Annotated in this window: 23 protein-coding genes; all 23 read left to right on the top strand. The window is 37.9% G+C overall.

From position 1 onward, the window contains the following. Positions 1–213: 213 nt before the first annotated feature. Positions 214–387, top strand: coding sequence for a 30S ribosomal protein S21 (rpsU, locus tag NY10_RS02730; protein ID WP_034550187.1), 174 nt, complete (start codon positions 214–216; stop codon positions 385–387). 35 nt (positions 388–422) lie between these two features. After that, on the top strand, positions 423–866 hold the full coding sequence (locus NY10_RS02735; protein ID WP_058918551.1) for a GatB/YqeY domain-containing protein: 444 nt from the start codon (positions 423–425) through the stop codon (positions 864–866). A 205-nt stretch (positions 867–1,071) separates the two neighbouring features. Continuing rightward, positions 1,072–2,070 (top strand): PhoH family protein, encoded by a 999-nt coding sequence (locus NY10_RS02740; RefSeq protein WP_058918552.1) that lies wholly within the window; start codon positions 1,072–1,074, stop codon positions 2,068–2,070. A gap of 32 nt (positions 2,071–2,102) precedes the next feature. Beyond that, complete coding sequence (locus NY10_RS02745; protein ID WP_058918553.1) at positions 2,103–4,322, top strand: HD family phosphohydrolase; 2,220 nt, start codon at positions 2,103–2,105, stop codon at positions 4,320–4,322. A gap of 25 nt (positions 4,323–4,347) precedes the next feature. After that, a complete protein-coding gene (ybeY, locus tag NY10_RS02750) occupies positions 4,348–4,824 on the top strand; it encodes an rRNA maturation RNase YbeY (protein ID WP_058918554.1) in 477 nt (158 codons plus the stop codon). After that, complete coding sequence (locus NY10_RS02755; protein ID WP_231726761.1) at positions 4,808–5,203, top strand: diacylglycerol kinase; 396 nt, start codon at positions 4,808–4,810, stop codon at positions 5,201–5,203. The genes ybeY and NY10_RS02755 overlap by 17 nt, the downstream gene beginning before the upstream one ends. A gap of 14 nt (positions 5,204–5,217) precedes the next feature. Continuing rightward, positions 5,218–5,628: a cytidine deaminase gene (locus tag NY10_RS02760; RefSeq protein WP_058918556.1), complete on the top strand. Its 411-nt coding sequence runs from the start codon at positions 5,218–5,220 to the stop codon at positions 5,626–5,628. Next, positions 5,628–6,536, top strand: coding sequence for a GTPase Era (gene era / locus NY10_RS02765; protein WP_058918557.1), 909 nt, complete (start codon positions 5,628–5,630; stop codon positions 6,534–6,536). Before NY10_RS02760 ends, era begins: the two co-directional genes overlap by 1 nt. 85 nt (positions 6,537–6,621) lie before the next feature. Further along, a complete protein-coding gene (gene recO, locus NY10_RS02770; protein WP_058918558.1) occupies positions 6,622–7,416 on the top strand; it encodes a DNA repair protein RecO in 795 nt (264 codons plus the stop codon). 315 nt (positions 7,417–7,731) lie between these two features. Beyond that, positions 7,732–8,643 carry a glycine--tRNA ligase subunit alpha gene (gene glyQ, locus NY10_RS02775; protein WP_058918559.1) on the top strand — a complete coding sequence of 304 codons (912 nt, stop codon included), beginning with the start codon at positions 7,732–7,734 and terminating at the stop codon, positions 8,641–8,643. Between the two features lies 1 nt (position 8,644). After that, positions 8,645–10,729 carry a glycine--tRNA ligase subunit beta gene (glyS, locus tag NY10_RS02780; RefSeq protein ID WP_058918560.1) on the top strand — a complete coding sequence of 695 codons (2,085 nt, stop codon included), beginning with the start codon at positions 8,645–8,647 and terminating at the stop codon, positions 10,727–10,729. 96 nt (positions 10,730–10,825) lie between these two features. Further along, positions 10,826–11,227, top strand: coding sequence for a DUF488 domain-containing protein (locus NY10_RS02785; RefSeq protein WP_058918561.1), 402 nt, complete (start codon positions 10,826–10,828; stop codon positions 11,225–11,227). 94 nt (positions 11,228–11,321) lie between these two features. Then, positions 11,322–13,037, top strand: a complete 1,716-nt coding sequence (locus NY10_RS02790) for an ABC transporter ATP-binding protein (RefSeq protein WP_058918562.1) — start codon at positions 11,322–11,324, stop codon at positions 13,035–13,037. A 102-nt stretch (positions 13,038–13,139) separates the two neighbouring features. Continuing rightward, positions 13,140–13,292, top strand: a complete 153-nt coding sequence (locus tag NY10_RS12570; protein WP_156413259.1) for a hypothetical protein — start codon at positions 13,140–13,142, stop codon at positions 13,290–13,292. A gap of 152 nt (positions 13,293–13,444) precedes the next feature. Beyond that, complete coding sequence (locus tag NY10_RS02795; RefSeq protein WP_058918563.1) at positions 13,445–13,969, top strand: transcription repressor NadR; 525 nt, start codon at positions 13,445–13,447, stop codon at positions 13,967–13,969. Between the two features lie 90 nt (positions 13,970–14,059). Then, a complete protein-coding gene (locus tag NY10_RS02800; RefSeq protein WP_058918564.1) occupies positions 14,060–14,635 on the top strand; it encodes a hypothetical protein in 576 nt (191 codons plus the stop codon). A gap of 265 nt (positions 14,636–14,900) precedes the next feature. Next, the gene (dnaG, locus tag NY10_RS02805; RefSeq protein ID WP_231726784.1) at positions 14,901–16,760 is read left to right on the top strand and encodes a DNA primase; all 1,860 of its coding nucleotides are present in this window, start codon (positions 14,901–14,903) and stop codon (positions 16,758–16,760) included. A 43-nt stretch (positions 16,761–16,803) separates the two neighbouring features. Beyond that, positions 16,804–17,919, top strand: coding sequence for an RNA polymerase sigma factor RpoD (gene rpoD / locus NY10_RS02810; protein WP_058918566.1), 1,116 nt, complete (start codon positions 16,804–16,806; stop codon positions 17,917–17,919). A 130-nt stretch (positions 17,920–18,049) separates the two neighbouring features. Beyond that, positions 18,050–18,511 carry a hypothetical protein gene (locus NY10_RS02815; RefSeq protein WP_058918567.1) on the top strand — a complete coding sequence of 154 codons (462 nt, stop codon included), beginning with the start codon at positions 18,050–18,052 and terminating at the stop codon, positions 18,509–18,511. Between the two features lie 53 nt (positions 18,512–18,564). Further along, positions 18,565–19,272: a tRNA (adenine(22)-N(1))-methyltransferase gene (locus NY10_RS02820; RefSeq protein ID WP_058918568.1), complete on the top strand. Its 708-nt coding sequence runs from the start codon at positions 18,565–18,567 to the stop codon at positions 19,270–19,272. Further along, positions 19,272–20,393: a Nif3-like dinuclear metal center hexameric protein gene (locus NY10_RS02825; protein WP_376821381.1), complete on the top strand. Its 1,122-nt coding sequence runs from the start codon at positions 19,272–19,274 to the stop codon at positions 20,391–20,393. The genes NY10_RS02820 and NY10_RS02825 overlap by 1 nt, the downstream gene beginning before the upstream one ends. Positions 20,394–20,468: 75 nt before the next feature. Then, complete coding sequence (gene pepT, locus NY10_RS02830; protein ID WP_058918570.1) at positions 20,469–21,704, top strand: peptidase T; 1,236 nt, start codon at positions 20,469–20,471, stop codon at positions 21,702–21,704. A 55-nt stretch (positions 21,705–21,759) separates the two neighbouring features. Continuing rightward, positions 21,760–21,963, top strand: coding sequence for a DUF1294 domain-containing protein (locus tag NY10_RS02835; RefSeq protein ID WP_442857135.1), 204 nt, complete (start codon positions 21,760–21,762; stop codon positions 21,961–21,963). Positions 21,964–22,090 lie beyond the last annotated feature (127 nt).

Below are 22,090 nucleotides of genomic sequence, written 5' to 3' on the forward strand. Positions count from 1 at the left end.
TTGCTAATCGTTATTTACCGTGATTTGTCATAGCTATCCCAACGTTTTTTTCTAAAACGTTTCACTGTTTTTCGAATAAAAAACAAATACCTTATTGACGTAAAAAAATACATTCGATATAATAAAGAAGGACAGTTCTTATTTATACAAGTTTCTTTATTTTGTATAAGAAATAACGGTTACTTTTACAAGCACGGAGGGAGGGAATTTACTATGTCAAAAACAGTTATTAAGAAAAATGAATCTCTTGATGATGCTCTTCGTCGCTTCAAACGCACCGTTTCAAAAACTGGTACTTTGCAAGAAGCCCGTAAACGCGAATTCTACGAAAAACCAAGTGTGAAACGTAAGAAGAAATCTGAGGCGGCTAGAAAACGTAAGTTCTAATCAGATAACGCAGAAGAATTGAGGGTGAGAAAGTCTTGTCACTTCTAACAACCATAAATCAAGATGTCAAAACAGCCATGAAAGCTAAAGATAAAGAAACTTTAGGTGTCCTGCGCATGTTAAAAGCTGCATTACAAAACGAACAAATTAAAACAGGTAATGAATTGAGTGAGGATGAAGAACTAACAGTTCTTTCTCGCGAAATGAAACAACGTCGTGAATCTCTTGTTGAATTTCAAAATGCCAATCGCGAAGATTTGGTTGAACAGACACAAAGAGCCATCACTTTAGTTGAAAAATATTTACCTCAACAGTTTACTGAAGAAGAACTAAAAGCGATTGTTACAGAAGCCATAGCGAAAGTGAATGCTACATCCATGAAAGACTTCGGTAAAGTTATGGGTGCTGTTATGCCTTTAACCAAAGGTAAAGCAGACGGAAATGAAATCAATCGTCTAGTTAAAGAACAGTTAAACTAATTCGATAGATAAAAGCAAAGGATACGTCCTTGGCTTTTATCTTTTTTTATGTAAAAAAATGATAAAAAGAAACCAAAACACGCAGAAGCAGTTTAATTATGCTAAAATAAGAATACGCTTTAAGAACAGCAGTTAATCCTCTGTTTAAACATAAAACAAGTTATTATTTTGATAAATAAACTCACAATGAAGGAGTGTCGGTTGTTTGACCAAGTTAACGAACGAAACCTATGATTTTCAATTGAAAAATCCTGATAGTGCGGGTGCTTTATTTGGCGCTCAAGACAAACACTTGAAATTGCTTGAAGAGTCAATGGAAGTGGTCATCAATAGCCGAGGTGATCGAGTAGAAATCATTGGCACTGAAAAACAAGCTAATTTAACGGAAAAAATTTTGACCCAATTACAGGAATTATTCGAACGTGGCATCCGTATCAGTCAAACCGATGTCGTTACCGCAATCAAGATGGCTCAAAACGGTACCTTAAATTATTTTATCAGTATGTACGAAGAAGAAATTGGAAAAGACTTTACTGGAAAGCCTATTCGTGCTAAAAATTTTGGCCAAAGAGAATACGTTCAATCAGTAAAAAAACACGATATCGTTTTTGGTATCGGACCTGCTGGAACAGGTAAAACTTATTTGGCCGTAGTGATGGCTATTGCTGCTTTGAAAAAAGGGGAAGTTAAAAAAATTATTTTAACTCGTCCAGCCGTTGAAGCTGGTGAAAATTTAGGCTTTTTACCCGGTGATTTGAAAGAAAAAGTCGATCCTTATTTGAGACCAATCTACGATGCGCTTTATAGCCTTTTTGGTATAGAACATACGGCACGTTTGATGGATCGTGGAGTCATTGAAATTGCTCCACTCGCTTATATGCGCGGTCGGACGTTAGATGATGCTTTTGTCATTTTAGATGAAGCTCAAAATACAACAATCTCTCAAATGAAAATGTTTTTAACTCGTTTAGGTTTTGGGTCTAAGATGATCATCAATGGTGATGTCACACAAATTGATTTGCCAAGAGGAGCCCAAAGCGGGTTGATCCATGCTGAAAAAATTTTACGCAATGTTAAAAACATTGATTTTGTTTACTTTGATTCAAAAGATGTTGTAAGACACCCCGTAGTGGCAAGTATTATCGAAGCTTACAGTGCAGAAAAGGAAGAAGCTTTATTAAGCCAAAAAGATTCAACAGAATAACCGGTGAATAATTTGAGCTAGGATGTGAATAAATGAAGGGTCATTTAACCAATGTGCAAAAAAGAATGGGGAAAACTTATATCCCGTTTGTTCTTATTCTTTTTTCTGCCTTTCTTTTCTTTATTATGTTCAGCAACGTTAAGCCTAAAGCTTTAAAAATCCATTTGTATCAAGTAGCTGAAGAAACCATTCGGGCTCAAACGACTGTTGAAGATACTGAAAAAACAGAAGAAAATCGACAAATTGCTGCAGACAACGTTACTCCAGTTTTTTCTTATAATGCCGGTCTGAATGGAATCCAAACAGAGAAAATCCAATTGTTGTTCGCTGCTATTGAAGACGTGAATAAATTAGCAGACGAACAGTATCAAGAAAAACTGTCTAAAGAAAAAGCTGCTCTCGAAGCTAAGAAGAAAGACGATAAAGCCTCGGAGGCAGAGGTAACGCGCTTAACGCCGCAAGAGAAATTGAGTTTATTTAATGAAAAGCTGATCGCAATCGATGATGCTACCAAAACTTTTATTCAGAGCTTGCCTGAATGGGTCATTCTCGACCTTTTAGATGCCTCTGAAACCGTTAGAAAACAAATAGAAGACGCGACTACTGATATTGTTTCAGAGTTAATGTCAAAGCCGATCAAACTTGATGAACTTAGCAAAGTCAAACAAGAATCAAGTACACATTTAGATTATTGGGATTTAACAACCAATGATCAAAGAATCGCAAGTTTGATTATTGATAATACCATTGTAGAAAATAATATTTACAATGAAAAATCCACTCAAGAGCAGCGGAAAGCAGCAAGTGCCAATGTCCAACCGGCTTTGATACTGCAAGGGCAGGTTATTGTTCAAGAAGGACATGTAGTTGATAGCAATGCCATGCACCAAATGAAACTATTGGGGCTACTAGACGCTAAACCTTCTTATCAAATGATTTACGGGCTGGCTTTGCTGATTTTAGCTCAGGCCTTGGTTTTATTCTATCTAGGGAAATCTAAAAAAGATCCTTCAGTAAAACAAGGTCATGAAATCACGTTATATGCTTTCACAATGATTGGAGCTTTACTGATCTTGAAAGGTTTGCAATTAATGCAAAATGCTGATATCAGCAATGTAAGTTTATTGTATCCTACAGCTTTAGCGCCAGTGTTATTAACGGCTTTTATTTCTAGACGCTACGGGATTGTTTCCAATGGATTTTTAGCTGCCTTTTCAGTTTTTATTTTTAAAGCTGATACTGGGACAAGCTTCAGTATTGTTTTAGCGTTGTTTTATTTATTGAGCGGAATGATGGGTACGATGATCACACGAAAAAGAATTGCTAGTCAATTCTGGAATACATTCATTTGGACAACGTTATTTAATGCATTATTTATCAGTTCGTTTATTTTATACTTAAATATGCCGTTCTTTACTAAAAAATCGCTTTTGATGGTGGCATTTGCTTTAGCAGGCGGACTGCTTTCTTATTTCCTAGCCGTGATCCTTTCGCCTTATGTGGAAGTTCTTTTTGAAGAGAATGCGGTATTGACGTTAACAGAGTTAGAGAATCCAAATAGCCCTTTACTTAAAGAGTTGGTCACAAAAGCCCCGGGAACGTATCATCATAGTTTAATGGTAGCAAATTTAAGCGCTAATGCAGTAGGTGCTATTGGAGGAGATTCATTATTTGCCAGAGTTGCTTGTTATTATCATGATGTTGGAAAACTAAGGCATTCCCTTTTCTTTGTAGAAAACTTGTCTCCCGGGATGGAGAATCCACATGACTTATTAACACCATTTGAAAGCAAAGAGATTATTTTCGGCCATGTGAGTGAAGGTATAAAAATGTTAGAAGAAGCTAAAATGCCTCAAACCATCATTGATATTTGCGCACAGCATCATGGAACAACTTTAATGAAGTTTTTTTACATCAAAGCCAAAGAACTGGATCCTGAGGTAAAAGAAAGCGACTTTAGGTACCCAGGCCCTAAACCGCAAACAAAAGAAGCAGCAGTTATTACCATTGCTGACAGCGCGGAAGCAGCTGTACGCTCCATGTCAAACCCTTCTAAAAAGGCGATTGAAGAATTCATTCACCAACTTATTAACGGTCGGATCGCGGATGGGCAATTTGATGAATGCGATATTTCGATGAAAGAATTAAAAATTGTTGAGCATTCTATTTGTGAAGGGTTGAATGGAACGTTTCATTCAAGAATTGAGTATCCAAATTTTAAAAAAACAACCGATTTAAAAGTGACTGAATAAACAATTAGAAGGGACCGTTTAATTTATGGAAATAGATTTATTCGATGAAACGGATAAAGTAACGAAAGAGCAGCAAGAGTTGGTTCATTCTTTGCTTGAATTTGCAGGAAAACACATCCATTTAGCTGAAAATACTGAAATGTCGGTTCTGTTTGTCGATAATCAAAGAATACAAGAAATCAATCGTGAGTACCGCTTTAAGGATCAACCAACAGATGTCATCAGTTTTGCGCTTGAAGATGAAGTCGAAGATGATTTTTCAATGAGCTTAGCCGGTTTTGAAGGTATTGTCCCTAATAATATAGGAGATATTATCATCTCAATTGAAAAAACAGCAGACCAAGCAGTAGAATACGGTCATTCCTTTGATCGTGAACTTGGCTTTCTTGCTCTTCATGGTTTTTTACATTTAAATGGTTACGACCACATGGAACCAGAAGAAGAAAAAGCGATGTTTGGTATGCAGAAAGAGATATTGGATGCATATGGACTTGAAAGATAATAAGCAGAATTGGAAAAACTCACGGTTTATCGACTCTTTTAAATATGCTTTTAAAGGTGTTCAAACAGTCTTTCAAGAAGAGCGCAATATGCGAACTCATGTTTTTTTAGGAACGTTTGTTTTGATCGCTTGCCTTTTTCTTCATTTGCAACCATCAGAATGGCTGTGGATGATTTTAAGCATTTTTTTGGTATTGGTTATAGAAGTATTGAATACGATCATTGAAAATGTGGTCGATCTTATTACGGATAACCATTTCCACCCGCTTGCGAAGAAAGCAAAAGATATGGCCGCAGCTGCGGTTTTGATAACTGCAGGTTTTGCGGTTATCGTAGCTTTAATTGTGTTATTGCCGAAGATTTGGAAACTACTATTCTAAAGGAGAATGAAAATATGAAACTAAACCAAGTTATGACAGAAAAACTGATTGACGGTGCTACAAAAATGTTGGAAAAAGCTTATGTACCTTATTCTCATTTTCCAGTTGGGGCATCACTGTTAACGAGTGATGGAGAAATTTATAACGGATGCAACATTGAGAATGCTTCATTTGGACTTTCTAATTGTGCCGAAAGAACGGCTATTTTCAAAGCTGTCTCTGAAGGAAAGAAACAATTTGATTATTTAGTGGTTACAGGCGGAACGGAAGATCCTATTTCTCCTTGTGGCGCTTGCCGTCAAGTTATGGTAGAATTTTTTGAGCCAGATATGCCTGTATTGTTGACCAATACAAAAGGCGATAAATTCGAAACTACTGTTAAAGAACTTTTACCGGGAGCGTTTCGATCGGAGGATATGAATTAATGAAAAATACAATTGAACACAAATCGGGCTTCGTCTCGATTGTCGGGCGTCCAAATGTCGGGAAATCAACGTTATTAAACCGGATCGTCGGCCAAAAAATTGCGATTATGAGCGATAAAGCTCAAACAACTCGTAATAAAATTCAAGGAATCTATACCACAGAAGATTCACAAATTATTTTTATAGATACACCAGGAATTCATAAACCAAAACACCGTTTAGGCGACTTCATGGTGGAATCAGCATTAAGCAGTTTTAAAGGGGTCGATACCATTCTTTTCATGGTAAATGCGGCTGAGAAACGTGGTCCAGGAGACAATTTTATTATTGACAAGTTAAAAGACGTTCATACTCCAGTATTCTTGCTTATTAATAAAATTGATGAGATCCATCCTGATAAGTTGCTTGAAATTATTGACGATTATAGAACTCAAATGGATTTTGCACAAATCGTACCAATCTCCGCTACTGAAGGAAATAACATTGACACGTTGCTTTCAGAAGTTACAAATTATTTGCCTGAAGGACCGCAATTTTATCCTGAAGATCAAGTAACGGATCACCCTGAGTATTTTATTGTCTCAGAATTGATTCGCGAAAAAGTTTTGCAATTGACTCGGGAAGAAGTGCCGCATTCAGTTGCTGTTGTTGTAGAAAGTATGCAACGAAATGAACTGGGTAAAGTCCAAGTTCATGCAGCCATTATTGTTGAGCGTTCGAGCCAAAAGGGCATCATCATTGGAAAAGGCGGGAAGATGTTAAAAGACATTGGAATCCGTGCTCGTCGCGATATCGAAGTTCTTTTAGGAGACAAAATCTATTTAGATCTTTGGGTCAAAGTACAAAAAGACTGGCGTGACCGTCAAACCAATTTACAAGATTTTGGTTACCGCAAAGACGATTATTGATCAACCGGATGTATTGAACTAAGAAAATCTCACTTTGGTGAGGTTTTCTTTTCTATCCTGTTTTTTAATGAAAGGAGGTCTAGGAGTGGCTGAGTTACAAGATACAGAAGGTATCGTCATTTCTGCACGCAATTACCGGGAAAATGATCGTTTAGTCAAAATTTTTACAGAACGCTATGGCAAACGCATGTTTTTCATTAAAGGAACCAGAAAGGCTAACAGCAAGTTAAAAGCAGCTGTTTTACCCTTCACTACCGCTACCTATATTGCCGATATCAAAGACGAAGGACTTTGTTTTATCCGCGATGCTAAAGACTTGGTTCATTTAAATCATTTGCACACGGATATCTTTTTAAATGCTTATGCAACCTATATCTTAAGTTTAGCGGATGCTGCTCTTGAAGATGGTCGACCAGATCCAACACTCTTTCATAAGATCAAACAACTGCTGTTTGAAATTGACGAAGGTACCGATCCCGAAATTTTAGTAAATATTTTTGAAGTTCAAGTGCTACCTTATTTTGGTGTGGCTCCTGAATGGCGGGGCTGTCGTATCTGCGGCAATACAACAGGGCCTTTTGATTATTCAGGCAGTTACGGCGGATTGCTTTGCCGCGAACATTGGGGGTTAGATCAGCACCGCTATCACGCCAGTCAAAGAGCTATTTACTTCCTAAGGCTCTTTTCGGTTGTGTCAATGGATAAATTAGGGACCATTAATGTAAAAGATGAAACAAAACGTGAGATTCGGACGGTTTTGGATATGATTTACGATGAATCGGTTGGGATAAAATTAAAAAGCAAACGATTTATTGATCAAATGCACACATGGGGAAACATGCTTACCGAAAAACGCACGGATCCTCCCGAAACTGACTGAATGGCTTTAAAAAAAGATTGACAAGTGCTTCCTTCAAAGGATATGATGAGTTTAATTAAATAAACAGTGTTGAAAGAAATAAAAGTAGATTTCTCGTAATCTAATTCAGCGAATTTGGGATAGTGTGAGCCAAAGATAGAAGAGATTTTGAAAGGCATTCTTGAGCTGTCCAACAAAGATGCTAGTTTTTAACGAAGCTAGAATTAGGGTGGAACCGCGATGATAAATCGTCCCTATGCTGATCTAAACGTCAGCATAGGGACTTTTTTGTTTATTTTAACTTAAAAAGGCATAAAAACTAAAGGAGTGAGTGAGATGAATCAAGAAAAATTAACTTTTCAAGAAATCATTTTAACATTGCAAAATTATTGGTCTGATAAAGGTTGTTTATTAATGCAATCTTATGACACGGAAAAAGGCGCCGGCACCATGAGTCCTTATACTTTTTTAAGAGCCATTGGGCCAGAACCATGGAATGCAGCATATGTAGAACCATCCAGACGTCCAGCTGATGGCCGTTACGGCGAAAACCCTAATCGTTTATTTCAACACCACCAATTTCAAGTTGTCATGAAACCTTCACCTGAAAATATTCAAGAACTTTACTTAGAAAGCTTGGTTTTATTAGGAATTGATCCATTAAAACATGATATTCGTTTTGTTGAAGACAACTGGGAAAATCCTTCAATGGGTTGTGCTGGTTTAGGTTGGGAAGTTTGGTTAGATGGAATGGAAATTACACAGTTCACTTACTTCCAGCAAGTCGGAGGACTAGATTGTTATCCTGTAACCAGCGAAATTACGTATGGTTTAGAACGTTTGGCTTCTTATATCCAAGAAGTAGACAGTGTATACGATATCGAATGGACGAAAGGTGTAAAATATGGAGAAATTTTCATTCAACCTGAGTACGAACATTCAACCTATGCTTTTGAAAACAGCAATCAAGAAATGCTGTTGATGTTATTTGATGAATACGAAAAAGAAGCGACGATCCAGATTGAAGCAGGCTTGGTACATCCAGCATATGATTACGTATTAAAATGCAGCCATACGTTTAACTTGCTTGATGCTAGAGGAGCCGTTTCTGTAACGGAACGAGCTGGTTACCTAGCCCGCATTCGTAAGATGGCACGCGCTATTGCCCGTGCTTTTGTAGCAGAACGTGAAAAACTTGGTTTTCCTTTGCTTCGAGATAACCAGGCTACAACTGAGGAGGTAAAGTAAGATGACGAAAAATTTATTATTAGAAATTGGACTAGAAGAAATGCCAGCACATGTTGTGACACCGGCTAGTCAACAACTTACTCAAAAAATAAAACGGTTTTTAAGCGACCACCGCTTAACTTACGGCGAAGTTTTATCTTTCTCAACACCTAGAAGACTAGCTGTCATTGTTAAAGATCTTGCTGAAAAACAAACAGATATCCAAGAGTCTGCTAAAGGTCCAGCAAAAAAAATAGCTTTAGATGCTGAGGGAAACTGGAGCAAGGCTGCTATAGGATTTGCTAGAGGACAAGGAATGACTGTCGAGGATATCTATTTTAAAGAACTAAAAGGGATCGAATACGTTCATGTAGACAAATTTATTGCTGGGAAAGCAGCTAAAGATATTTTATCTAAATTACACGAAGTGATTACCTCAATGACTTTTCCAGTTAGCATGAACTGGGCTAACTATCATTTCAAATACATTCGTCCGATTCATTGGATCACAGCTATGTTAGACGAAGAAGTTATCCCATTCCGTTTATTGGATATTGAAACTTCTAATACGAGCCGTGGACACCGCTTTTTAGGAAAAGAAACAACTTTTGCAACCGCTCTGGACTATGAAGCCAATTTAGAAAAAGAATTCGTGATTGCTGACAGCTTTAAACGCCAGCAGCTGATTGTTTCTCAAATTGAAACTATTGCAAAAGAAAACCAATGGAAAGTCACTATTGTCCCTGATTTATTAGAAGAAATCATCAACTTAGTTGAATACCCTACAGCTTTTTACGGCAAGTTCAATCCTGAGTATCTAAAACTTCCAGAAGAAGTGCTGATCACTTCCATGCGGGATCACCAACGCTATGTTGATGTTTCGGACCAGGCTGGTACATTGCTGCCTTATTTTATTTCCGTACGGAACGGCAATGCGAACTACATTGAGAATGTTGCAAAAGGAAATGAAAAAGTTTTAACTGCTCGGTTAGATGACGCTAATTTCTTTTTTGAAGAAGATAAGAAGTTGAGCATTCAAGAATGTGTTGAACGTTTAACTCAAGTTACTTTTCATGAAAAAATAGGGTCTGTTTATGACAAAATGCAGCGTGTTCGTTCATTTGCTCAAATTATTGGCCAAAAAGTAGGTTTAACCGATGAAGAAACAGCTGATTTAAACCGGGCAGCAGAAATTTATAAATTTGATTTGGTAACGAACGTTGTAGGTGAATTCCCAGAACTGCAAGGTATCATGGGTGAGAAGTATGCTTTGTTACAAGGAGAATCGCCTGCAGTAGCAAAAGCCATTCGTGAACACTACATGCCAATTTCGAGTGAAGGCGAGTTGCCTACTTCCGCTGTTGGTGCAGTATTAGCCATTGCGGACAAATTAGATAGTGTCATGTCTTTCTTTGCAGTCGGAAAAATTCCGACCGGTTCTAATGACCCGTATGCTTTAAGGCGCCAAACGTTTGGTATTGTCCGTATTGTTGAAGCCCAAGGATGGTTCTTCCCACTCAATACGCTTAGAAGAGACATGGCCACTAGTTTACGAACCACTTCTAAAGAATTACTCCAAGGGTATGAACAAAGCGGTAAAGAGGTACTTGATTTTGTGAAAGCAAGAATCCGCCAATTGCTGCTCAATGAAAAAATTCGTCATGATGTTATTGATGCTGCTTTGCAATCCAATCAAGAAGACTTGATCGAAATGGTCAAAGTGGGACGTATTTTAGAGCAACATCTTCAAGATACTCAATTCAAACCAACAATCGAGTCATTGACACGGGTATTGAATCTAGCTAAAAAAGGCAAAGAATTGATTGAAGGAACCGTTCCAAGAGTCGATGAAACCTTGTTTGAAACCCATTCGGAAAAAGAATTGTCTGAGCGTGTGGCAAAAATAGAAACGGACTTCCATCAACTAGATATGGAAAGCAAGTATCAAGCATTGGAAAGCTTGCATCCCGCAATAGATGCTTTCTTTGATGAAAATATGGTTATGGCAGATGATGAAAGAATTCGAAATAACCGGTTGGCTTTATTGATGAAAATCGCTCAACTGACGCTTTCTTTTGCAAGTGTTGATCAATTGATCGTTAAGTAGAACTGAATCTTTTACTTTTTGCTCCACTAAGGATATGCTTTCCTTAGTGGAGTTTTTGCTTTCCTAAAAAAATCAAAACGAGCGGAGGGAATAGTTATGTTAAGAATGAAGCGTGTGTACGAAGAAGCAGAAAAAGCTGATCATTATCGTATTTTAGTGGATCGCATTTGGCCACGAGGCCTATCAAAAGAAAAAGCCAACTTGGATGAGTGGGAGAAAGAAATTGCACCTTCAACGGAGCTGCGTAAAGCTTTTAATCACGATCCTAAAAAATTCGATCAATTCAAAAAAGATTATTTAGCAGAGTTAAAAGAAAACCATAACAGCGATGAGTTTGTTGAAACGATCAGAAAACAGTTGAAAAAAGGAAACGTCACGTTGGTTTACGCTGCCAAAGATGTTGAGCACAACCAAGTGGTCGTCTTGCTCGAGTTTCTCGCTTCTAAAGGGATCGATAAAGCAGAGAAAAAGAATGTAAAAAAGATTGAACCTCTTTAAAACCAGCAGAACAGTTAAAGGGAAAGAGATTTAGCCTTTCTTTTGAGCTGCTGATTGCATATAATGAATAGAATAAAGTATAAAGGGGGATTTTATGTTAAAACGTTTTTTTAGTTATTACCGTCCTTATAAAAAATTATTTTTAATTGATTTTTCATGTGCTGTTTTAGCTGCGGTTTTAGAATTAGCTTTTCCGATCGTCGTTAACCGCGTAATTGATGATTTATTGCCTTCAGAAAACTGGGCCTTGATCGTCACTGCATCGCTTTCGCTATTATTCTTTTATGTGATCAACACAGCGTTACAATATGTTGTCGTATTTTTTGGGCATAAATTGGGAGTCAATATTGAAACAGATATGCGTCGAGAGCTGTATGCTCATCTACAAGGACAGCCATTCAGTTACTATGATAATAAAAAAACCGGTAAACTGATGGCTCGTTTAACCACTGATTTATTTGAGATTTCTGAGGTGGCCCACCACGGACCGGAAGATATTTTTATTACTCTTATCACCTTGACCGGTGCTTTTATATTGATGTTGACGATTCATGTCAAATTAGCGATTGCTACCTTTATCATGATTCCTTTCATTACGATTGCATTGGTATTTTTCAATAAAAGAATGACCCAAGTAAATACAATAATTTACCAGAACCTTGGAGAATTCAACGCAGGAATTGAAGCTTCAGTCAGCGGAATTCGTGAAGTCCAAGCTTTTGCTAACGAAGAGTATGAAGCTGGACGTTTCGAAAAACTGAATCAAGCTTATCGCAGTTCAAAAATTTTGTTCTATAAGATGATGGGAATCAGTTCTTCTTATAATTACTTTTTAATTCGTTTGATTAATTTGTTTGCTTTATTCTTTGGTGCATTTTATACCATTCGCGGAGAAATAACGTATGGAGATTTTGTTGGGTTTATTCTATTGGCTAATATTTTTGTGCGTCCTATCGAGAAAGTGAATACGATGATTGAAAGCTATCCAAAAGGAATTGCAGGCTTCAACCGCTTTACTGAAGAATTGGACAAAAAGCCCGCTATTCAAAATAAACCTGATGCTAAAGAGCTGCAGACGGTAAAGGGAGATATCCATTACCAACACGTTTCTTTTTGGTATGAAGATTCTAAAAAGGTACTAGACAATGTCAGCTTGTCTATTAAAGCAGGGGAAACCGTTGCTTTTGTCGGACCAAGCGGAGCCGGAAAAACCACACTTTGCAACTTATTGCCGCGCTTTTATGAAATCAACCAAGGAGAAATCACCATTGACGGAACAGATATCCGTGATGTTACCATGGAGTCTTTGAGAAGACAAATTGGTGTTGTTCAACAAGATGTTTTTTTATTTCCAGGCAGTATCCGCGAAAATATCAGTTATGGCAAATTAGACGCAAGCGAAACAGAAATTAATGCAGCTGCACGGCTGGCACATTTAGATCAAGTAATTGAAAATATGCCGCAGGGCCTAGATACTGTTATCGGGGAACGCGGAGTAAAATTATCAGGTGGGCAGAAACAACGGTTATCTATTGCGCGTATGTTTTTAAAAAATCCTCCTATTTTAATTTTAGATGAAGCTACCTCTGCTTTGGACACCGAAACAGAACTAGGGATTCAAGAGTCTTTAAATTCTTTAGCAGAAGGACGAACGACTTTGATCATTGCTCACCGTCTAGCCACTATTAAACACGCTACGCGCATTGTTGTCGTAAACGAAACAGGAATTGCTGAAGAAGGAAGTCATGAGGAATTAATGGCTTTAAATGGAGCTTATCGACGTTTATATGAAGCACAGTTTGCAAATTAAAAAAAATTAAAAAAGATAGCTTTACATGGGTTTGTTTAGTATAATCAGCTTATTAAAATAGATCTGTTGTTTTCAAAAAACCAACACGATGGAGGAGATTCGATGGATAAGTATACCGTTTTAGCCGGATCGCTTATTTATGGTGCTATGCTGCTTAGTTTTTACAGCTTTTTTATTCGTTCTTTTATCCATAATCGAAGATCCGAAAAATTAAAACGAACGCAAGCATCGCCTGCTAAGCGTTTTCCTTTCTAGACAGTTTGCTTGCTCAACGACTGGAATAATGCTTTTTCATCTAGCGACCCAGCTGCTCTTAAATCGGAGCTGCTGGGTTTTTTAGTTCAACTTTATGTATACTGAAAATAGTGTACTAAAAACCGAAAATTGGGAAGAGGGGATTGGATCAGATGGAACCATCAGACAGAAGAAATGAAATCGTGGCTATTTTAAAAAAAGAAAATACTCCGGTCAGTGCGACTGCTTTAGCAAAACAATTACAAGTCAGCCGGCAAATTATTGTAGGCGATGTGGCGTTGATCCGCGCTTCAGGAGTGACCATTACAGCAACGCCTAAAGGATACGTTCTGCATAAACTCTCCACAACTGAACAACGCTATTTAGGGCAGCTTGCTTGTGCACATACAGCTGCTGAAACTCAGCATGAACTTTATGCGGTGGTGGATAATGGAGGAGAGCTGATTGATGTCGTTGTCGAACATCCTATTTATGGTGAGTTAACGGGGCAATTAAACATTGCTTCACGTCACGATGCCGATCTATTTTTAAAAAGCATTCATAAGACAAATGCAAATTTATTATCAGAGTTAACAGCAGGTGTTCACTTGCACACAATCGCTTGTAAAGATAAACAAACATTTATGCGGATCAAACAACAACTGGATGAATTAGGTATTTTATATCAAGATAACTAGCTGTCTTGACATCTCTTTTCAATGCATTATAATATGGTTTATACAGGTGTCTTGACACATGTAAATTATAACGATGCAGGAGAGGTTTATATGCAACACGAACGTGTACAAAAGCTAACAATTTCAGCTCTATTAGTAGCAATCGGTATTTTGATTCCCATTATTTCTCCTGTTAAAATTATTTTAGAACCGGCTTCTTTTACGTTAGGAAGCCATGTAGCTATTTTTATTGCTTTATTTATTTCACCGATGATGGCTGTCTCTGTTGCTTTAGGAACGACAGTCGGGTTTTTGATTAGCGGGTTTCCATTAGTGATCTCATTAAGAGCTTTGACCCATGTACTATTTGCTGGGGTGGGAGCTTACTGGCTGCAAAAAGACCCTGGCCTAATGAATTCTCCCATCAAAACACAACTGTATTCACTGATGATCGGTATTCTCCACGCTGTTGCAGAAGTCTTTGTTGTAGCACTCTTTTATTTTGGCGGAACTATGACGGAAGCAGATTACAGCCAAGGTTTCTTACGATCCGTATTTTTAATGGTTGGGGTGGGTACAGTTATCCATAGTATGGTTGATTTTAGCCTGGCCCACATTGTATGGAAAGCTTTGAATACACGTCAAAGTTTTGTTGCTAAAATGACAAAGTTAAGAAATAACAATTAACCATTGGGATAGACTGAGTCCTTAATCGGAATGAAATAGAAAGACGCATAAGGCCTATTTTATTTTTTTAATAAGCTGTCAGCCCAGAAGCTAACTAGTTGTTTCCGGGCTTTTTCTGTGTTACAATGAATTATGTAGAGTTCTGTCTATGAATAAATGCAAATAACTGGGTCGCACTTCTTTATTGGGTGCGACTCTTAACTACTTGCGCTCATAGAGAGATGAAAGTTTTTTGTATTTGACTGAAGAGGTGAATGGCTTGGCAATGATGATTCCGGAAGAAACCATCAATAAAGTTAGACAAGCAACAAATATTACGGATGTTGTCAGTCAATATGTACAACTTAAAAAGAAAGGTAAGAATCTATTTGGTTTTTGTCCTTTTCATGATGAGCGAACTCCGTCGTTTTCTGTGACAGAAGAAAAACAAATTTTTCATTGTTTTAGCTGTGGTCGTGGTGGAAATGTTTTTACATTTTTAATGGAAGTGGATGGGTTAAGTTTTCCAGAAGCTGTGATTAAAACTGCTGAAATCAGCCAAATCGAGTTAGAGGAATCACTCATCAATGATCGGAACACAAATCCACAAGCAACAGATTCAAAAAAAGAGCTCCTTTTAAAAGCTCATGAAGAAAGTCTAGAACTGTTTCATCATATCCTGCTCAACACAAAAATCGGCGAGCAAGCTTTAGCCTACTTAACCGATAGAGGGTTGACACGAGAAGTCATTGAAACATTTGGTATTGGTTTTGCACCGCGGGAACGAACTATGTTGCACCAATACTTAATTGGAAAAGATTATCAACCGACTCTATTAAAAGAATCGGGATTATTTGTTGAAAGAGATAACGGCGAATTATTGGATCGCTTTTACAATCGAATTATTTTCCCTATTCGCAATCAACAAGGAAAAGTCGTAGCTTTTTCTGGTCGTATCTTTGAAGTAGACGATCATGAAGACGGCCCTAAATATTTAAACAGTCCAGAAACTTATTTATTTAATAAACGTAATGTGTTGTTTAATTATGATAAAGCCCGAGCTGCTATTCGTCGCGAAAAAGAAGTCGTTTTGTTTGAAGGTTTTATGGACGTTATTGCGGCTTGGCAAGCTGGAGTTCAAAATGGAGTCGCTTCAATGGGAACAAGCCTGACAAATGAGCAAATCCATATGCTGGATCGGGTTACCGATCATGTGTTGATCGCTTATGACAGTGACAATGCTGGTATTGAGGCCGCAAAACGAGCAGCTGATTTACTTTCTGAACAAACTGATTTCGATATTGAGATCCTATCGTTTTCAGAAGGAATGGATCCGGATGATTTTATTAAAGAAAACGGCGCAGCAGCATTTAAAGAACTGTTATCGCACGGACGTACGACATTGTTTGGCTTTAAAATGAGGTATTTTAGACGATCTTTGAACTTGGCCAATGAAAGTGAACGTTTAGGTTATATTGAGAAGATTTTAACAGAAATGCTAACCATTACTTCAGCAGTTGAGCGAGAAATGTATTTCAAACAATTAGCCGCTGAATTTGATGTGTCGCTGGACTCTTTGAAAGAACAATTCCAAAAATATTTTTACGAACAACGAAATGAACGAGCTAAAGAAACGAAACGGAATACACCTAGTAGTCCTGAAATTCGTTCAACGACATTTCCGCAAGTTCAAAACCAACGGCGTAAAATTGATTCAACGGAACGTGCAGAACAATTATTGTTGAATCGCCTGTTTCATTTTGAAGAAGCTTGGATACAACTCAAAAATTTACCCAATGAATTTCATTTTGTTCATGACGATTACCAAATGCTGTATATTTTGTATGAGAGCTTTTTAGATCATGCCCAAAGTGATACATCTATTGAAGCATTTATTGATTTTGTTAAAGAATCCAGTTTAAAAAGCAAGTTGGTTGAAATCGAACTATTGTCGGTCAGCGAAGAGATGACGGCACGAGAAATCGAGGATTACATTGATGTTATTTCTAGAAAATCTATTTTACAATCTCAGTTAAAAGAGAAGCAGGAAGCGATGACTGAAGCATCCCGAAGAGGCGATCAAGCCCAACTTCGGACATTAATGATTGAAGTCGTAAACTTATCGCGTTCATTAAAAAACAGTTGATTAAGTAAGAATAAAGTGAGATTGAAAAGGGAGGCATTTTTTAATGGCTGAAGAAAAAAAAGGACTAACATTATCTTATAAAGATGCGATAAAGGCATTAATTAAAGAATATAAACCAAAAGGAACCATTCATTACGATGAATTAACGAATCAATTAGCTGTTCCGTATACATTGGATGCTGACAAAATGGACGCTTTGATCCAACAAGTGGAAGATGCCGGAATTGGCGTAGTAGGAGACGACGGCGGTCCAACAGTGCGTCAGATGCTTGCTAAAGAACGCAAAGAAGAAGCAGAAAAACCAGAAGATTTGACTGCTCCTCCAGGAGTGAAAATCAATGACCCTGTCAGAATGTATTTAAAAGAAATCGGCCGTGTCAATTTACTGACTGCCGCTGAAGAAGTTATGTTAGCTAAAAAAATTGAAGTCGGTGACCAAGAAGCGAAGCAACGGTTGGCAGAAGCTAACTTGCGTTTAGTTGTTAGTATCGCTAAGCGGTATGTTGGTCGGGGTATGCAATTCTTAGATTTAATTCAAGAAGGAAACATGGGACTAATGAAAGCTGTTGAGAAATTCGATTACACTAAAGGATTTAAATTCTCAACCTATGCCACTTGGTGGATTCGTCAAGCAATCACGCGTGCCATCGCTGACCAAGCGCGTACGATCCGAATTCCAGTACACATGGTGGAAACCATCAATAAATTGATTCGTATCCAACGTCAATTGCTGCAAGATTTAGGCAGAGAACCAACTCCTGAAGAAATTGGAGCAGAAATGGATTTGCCAACTGAAAAAGTTCGTGAAATTCTAAAAATTGCTCAAGAACCTGTTTCTTTAGAAACTCCGATTGGTGAAGAAGATGATTCACATTTGGGCGACTTTATTGAAGACCATGATGCAACAAGTCCTGCAGAAAATGCTGCTTACGAACTATTGAAAGAACAATTAGAAGACGTATTGGACACTTTGACTGATCGTGAAGAAAATGTCTTACGGTTGCGTTTTGGGTTAGATGACGGCCGTACGAGAACATTAGAAGAAGTGGGTAAAGTGTTTGGCGTAACGAGAGAACGGATTCGTCAAATCGAAGCCAAAGCCTTACGTAAATTGCGTCATCCAAGTCGTTCAAAACAATTGAAAGACTTTTTAGAATAAACCAAGCATCAAAGCCAAACAGATGGAGTCGCATTTGTTTGGCTTTTTTTGTCGGTATTACTACAGCATACTCGCTAAAAAACTGGTATAATGAAAAAGTATGACTGAACGAACGAAGGGACGAGATACTATGTTATCATTTGAAGAAAAAAAAGCTCTTTTTGAAGAGTATCCAGAATTAACAGCTGCACCGGTTTCTTTAAATCGGATCAACTACCATTTTGAAGACAGTGCAGTAGCTAAAACGATGGTAATCCGTTTTCTGCACCCTAATGGCAATGCTTTTGTTTATGCCGGTTATTTGCCTAAAGAAGAAACAGATAAAGGTTATTTATCCATCCGGGATGCGGATGAGAAGACCATTCGTGAATTAGTGGATAAAGCCATTGCTTATTTGAAAAAAACAGCTGATGGTTATGAAGAAGGATACTCAGAATTATGGTTTGATCAAAGAGGCGATGTCTTACGATTGATTTACGATAATCCCATGTGGTCGGTGACCCTTCCTAATGATAAAATAGAAGGAATTTTTAAAACAAAAGAAGCAGCTGAAGGGTATTTAATGGATGAGGACTTTTTTAAAGGTTCATAACCTTAGAAGTTTAGAATAATTTTTATTACAAAGAAAGAAGTGACACCAACTAAATGGATACAAAAAAATTGTCGTTGCGTTTAGAAAAAGCTGCTAGCTATGTACAACCCGGAGCTCGCTTAGCCGATATTGGTTCGGATCACGCCTATTTGCCTTGTGCGCTTGCTGCTGCAGGTAGAATTGAATCAGCTATTGCTGGTGAAATTATTGAAGGCCCGTTTCAAATCGCGACTAAACAAGTGGAGCGTTTAGGTTTACAAAAAATGGTCACCGTACGTTTAGGGGACGGCTTAACGATTATTGATCCAGAGAGCGATCAGCTGACAGCTATTACTATTTGCGGCATGGGTGGTGCCTTGATCGCCTCTATTTTAGAAGAAGGAAAACAGCTGAAAAAGTTAACCGGCAAAGAACGCTTGATTTTACAGCCTAATAAAGACGAAGCAGAGTTAAGGACCTGGTTGGTAAAGCATGGTTACCAAATGATGCACGAAGCATTATTAGAAGAAAGCGGCAAACTATATGAAATTATGGTTGCTGAAAAAGCTAACTTTCTTCCAGTCGTTGCGACCGAAGCTGATATTGCCTTTGGCTTTCACTTAAGGAAAGAAAAATCGCCGCTCTTTATTAAAAAATGGCAAAATGAATTAGCAAAAAATACACAAATTTTAGCTGATTTATCTAAGTCAGCTACTGAACAATCAGCAAAAATGAACTGCTTTAAAGCTAGAATCGATAACATTGAGGAGCTGTTAAGATGATAACGATTTACGGAAATGACTTGATCAATAAATTCGAAACATTTGCACCAAAGCACTTAGCAGAAGAGGGAGATCCAATCGGGTTAGCCATTGGGACGTTAGCTAAACCCATCAAAAAAGTGATGGTTACGTTAGACGTTCGCCCAGAAGTCGTGCAAGAAGCCATTGAACAACAAGTGGATTTGATTTTTTCTCATCATCCGCCGCTGTTTCGTCCTGCTAAAAACTTGGTAACCGATCAGCCTCAAAATAAAATGTATGCTGAGTTATTAAAGAACGACATAGCCGTATATTCAGCTCACACGAACTTAGATGTAGCAACAAATGGAATGAATGCCTGGTTAGCGAAAGCGATTGGTTTGAACAATACCGAAATCATGTCCGTCACCAAACGCGAAAGTTACAAAAATTTAGTTGTGTTTGTGCCAGTGGAAAATCAAGAACAAGTACTAACTGCTTTAACAAAAGCAGGCGCAGGAAAAATAGGACCAAATTACCAAGATTGTTCTTATACGGTCGAAGGTACTGGACGTTTCACACCGGTAAATCAAGCCGATCCAACGATTGGACAATTGGGTCAAGCTGAAAAAGTTCATGAAGCACGAATCGAAGTAGTCTTTCCCAAAAGACTAACTGCAAAGATCGAACAGGCTTTGTTTGCATCTCATCCTTACGAAGAACCTGCATACGATATTTATACAATTGAGAACTATGTTGATGAATATGGTTTAGGACGAGTAGGGAACTTAGCGGAACCTCTTTCAGTTTCAGATTTTGCTGAAAAGATAAAAAGTGTTTTTGGCGTTACAGGGTTGCGCTATGTGACCGATGACGCGTCTCAATTCATTCACCGCGTAGCGATTTGCGGCGGAGATGGCGGAAAATTTTATCCTGCTGCTATCAAAAAAGGAGCTCAAGTATATATTACTGGAGATGTTTACTACCATACTGCTCATGACATGTTAGCAGAAGGGTTGTCTGTCATTGACCCAGGGCACCATATTGAGAGTGTTTGCAAAGCAGAGCTGCAACAGCTCTTTACTAAATGGAGCCAAGAAATGGATTGGGATTTAGAAATTATCCAATCTAATCTGAATACCGATCCTTATCAATTCATTTAATCACAATTTTGGTGTTTTTATGATAACGGATCGTACCCATTCGTTTATTTTTATTATGGAAAGGAAGTCTGTCAAATGTATAAAAATTTAATTCCGCGATTTGTTCGCTATGTTCAAACAGAAACACGTTCTAATGAAAATAGTACAACCATTCCATCAACCCAGTCACAAGTAGAGTTTGCCAAAACACTGATGGCTGAATTAAAAGAATTGGGTTTAAAAGAAGTTGCTTATAATACGGACAATGGATATGTGACAGCAACGTTGCCAAGCAATACGGCTAAAACAGTACCGACAATAGGATTCATCGCCCATATGGATACCGCTGATTTTAATGCTGAAAACGTGAATCCACAATTCCACGAAAATTATACCGGCGAAACACTTGTTTTGAATAAAGAACAAAATGTAATCTTATCTCCAGAAGATTTTCCGAATTTAAAAAACTATATCGGTCAAACATTGATCACAACAGACGGAACAACGTTACTAGGCGCAGATGATAAAGCTGGAATTGCTGAAATCATGACTGCTATGGAAATTTTACTTACAGACGATTCAATTGAACACGGCGATATTCGTGTAGCTTTTGGCCCAGATGAAGAAATTGGAATTGGAGCTGATCGTTTTGATGTGGCAGGTTTTAATGCCGATTTCGCTTATACAATGGACGGCGGTCCTGTAGGCGAATTAGAATACGAAAGTTTCAATGCGGCTTCAGCGATCGTCACTATCCAAGGGAAAAATGTGCACCCCGGTACAGCTAAGGATACGATGATCAATGCATTAAAATTAGCGCTAGCTTTTGATGCAGCACTGCCGCAAAATGAAGTTCCTGAAAAGACAGCAGGCAGAGAAGGTTTTTATCATTTATTAGGCTTGACCGGAGAAGTTGAAGAAGCTCGTATGGAATACATCATCCGTGATCATGACCGTACTAAATTTGAAGAACGTAAAGCAGTCATTTTAAGTGTTGCTGAAAAACTAAATAAAGCTTACAATGCTGAGCGAGTTACTGTTGACTTGAATGATTCTTATTACAATATGGGTGAAATTATCGAAAAAGATATGACTGTAGTAGACCTTGCTGAACAAGCAATGAAAAATCTAGGTATTGAACCGATCATTGAAGCCATTCGTGGCGGAACAGACGGATCAAAAATATCTTTCATGGGATTGCCAACACCGAACATTTTTGCAGGCGGTGAAAATTTCCATGGCCGCTATGAATTTGTAGCAGTGGAAAGTATGCAGAAAGCAACAGACGTCATTGTAGAAATCGCACATTTAAATGCTGCAAACCATGCTTGACCCTTTTTATGGGATCGGTTATGCTGTTATCCTAAATAGTTGGCTGTTTCTTTTAATGGGGTGGGATAAAAGAAAAGCCCAAAAACACCAATGGCGGATTCCTGAGAAACGCTTGTTACTGCTAGGACTATTTGGCGGAGGACTAGGCGGTTTGTTAGGGATGCAGCTCTTCAGACACAAAACCCGAGAACCTAAATTTAAAATAATTTATAGTTTGGGCTGTTTTTTGATGATTTTCGTTTTGATTTATTTTTTCTGAACGTTATCTTAAGAATGAAACGGACACATAAAATGTGTTCGTTTTATTTTTTATTCTGTCTTTAAATTAATGAGATCGAGACTAAGAGACAGATAATTTAAAAGAAAGCGTCCTTTCTTTTTTCTTG

Source organism: Carnobacterium sp. CP1, from assembly GCF_001483965.1.
Lineage (GTDB): Bacteria > Bacillota > Bacilli > Lactobacillales > Carnobacteriaceae > Carnobacterium_A > Carnobacterium_A antarcticum.